The organism is Candidatus Magnetaquicoccus inordinatus, assembly GCF_004217665.1.
GTDB classification, from domain to species: Bacteria; Pseudomonadota; Magnetococcia; order Magnetococcales; family Magnetaquicoccaceae; genus Magnetaquicoccus; species Magnetaquicoccus inordinatus.
Genome location: NZ_RXIU01000412.1, coordinates 1 through 1,552, shown reverse-complemented (window position 1 = coordinate 1,552; position 1,552 = coordinate 1). Strand labels below are relative to the sequence as shown.

Sequence of the window (1,552 nt, the reverse complement as noted above, 5' to 3'; positions counted from 1 at the left end):
CCTTGGAAATCGTCGTAAACACCATAACATATTTGGCAAACTCCTTCGTCTCATCCTGCACCTTGCTCCCGCTTTTTTGGCCTCTGCGATGCAGTCTCTTGAGTGCTTTACGGATTGCCTCCTCATCTTTTCGTACAACACACAAACGGCCAGGAATAATCCCCTCATTACCATGTACCTCAACCTGCCATTCAGATGTTTGCCCTGGTTTGGTCAAGCTCTCTAATTTTCCCAACAGATCAAATCTCTGGCAGTTGCTGACATATAATGGCAACGAGGTGTGGCTCATACGAACGATTATATTTCCATGATTCTTATGGACATATTCTATATTCCTGACCGTTGCATAAGCCCTGTCACCCATCAGACAGTCACCTGGAGCAACTGCAAACCGTATAAAATTTTCACCGGTTCCTGTCCCCTTCACTGGAGTCAATTCAAAATGGTCACACCGCAACTCAGGAACAGTCAAGGCATAATGAAGTCGCCACTCACTACCAGTTTTTCCAGGTTCCTTGATGACTGATGCATCGATCAATTTCAGGTTGAACCCAGCAAGAGTAGGCAACTGGATATCTCGTTCGGCTATCAGTTGCAAACCCATTCTATGGAACCATTCTCCTGAATTCTGAAGTCGTTTCATCAGTGCAACATCAGATATACTGCCCATCTTTGCCATCTTTGCACGTGTCACTGTCTCTTCCAGAGAGTATCCACCCGCAAGATGGATCAAAAAAATGCGCATCCAGTCAGATACCGACTTCACGTCTCCCTTGTACTGAAGAATCGCCCTTGTCTCGCGGGCAAGTTCTTCCCAACCAGAGGGAAACAAGGAACGCAAAAACTCCCAATTTTCGTCCAGAACCACTGTATTTGTATTCATAGTGGTTGCATTGTACACGCATCCACAGTATAAGCAATGAATTTCGTTAATCATGTTAGCGCATATGGGGCGGAGCCCTTGCATGGATGGCGCGCTTTTAACGAAGCAGATTTGGGCTTGCCCAAATCTGCGCAGCGCGCCCAAATTTGTGCCCCGCAGGGGCACTCTTTGGGAGGGCGGAGCCCGACTTTTAACGTCGAGGTATTGAGTCATCTACGGGGAAAACCTCAAATTTTTATATGCACATATTGCCCGGTGTCAGAAATAAAAACGACTTCGGTTGGTCAATCTCTTAAATTTCGGATTGGGTGTGCAGTCCAACAGTCTCTTGATAATTTTGCAATACGTCGCCTGATCCGTAGAACGATTGGTCAAGGCAGCCAAAATTTTGACCATGGTATCCCCCCTTTTGCTCGGATCCTCATAGGGGTGCTCATGCAACAAACGGGAAATATTGGTCAAATAAGAGACCATCCCCCCCTGCAAACTGTAATAACGATACTTGCGCGACAAACGACTGACCAGAAAATGGCTGGACTCCCCTTTGCTGCAGAAGAGCAACATGGGACGCTTGGCCAGTTGCGCGGCAAAAGGTCAGGGTGAGGCTGTACCCCGGTCGGGTGCGCGTGTTGGCAAGCGTGCGGTGCAGAGGGCGTTGCCCCAGCCCCA

Annotated in this window: 2 protein-coding genes; both read right to left on the bottom strand. The window is 48.2% G+C overall.

Features of this window, described 5'->3' with window-relative positions:
- Window positions 1-883: IS4 family transposase (locus EJP87_RS16120; RefSeq protein ID WP_130472869.1), on the bottom strand; the 883-nt coding region annotated here is incomplete at its 3' end.
- A 258-nt stretch (window positions 884-1,141) separates the two neighbouring features.
- A complete protein-coding gene (locus EJP87_RS16115) occupies window positions 1,142-1,447 on the bottom strand; it encodes a hypothetical protein (RefSeq protein ID WP_130472868.1) in 306 nt (101 codons plus the stop codon).
- Window positions 1,448-1,552 lie beyond the last annotated feature (105 nt).

Excerpts from the sequence above, each read along its gene's own strand:
- EJP87_RS16115 (WP_130472868.1), bottom strand. The coding sequence starts at position 1,447 with ATGTTGCTCTTCTGCAGCAAAGGGGAGTCCAGCCATTTTCTGGTCAGT.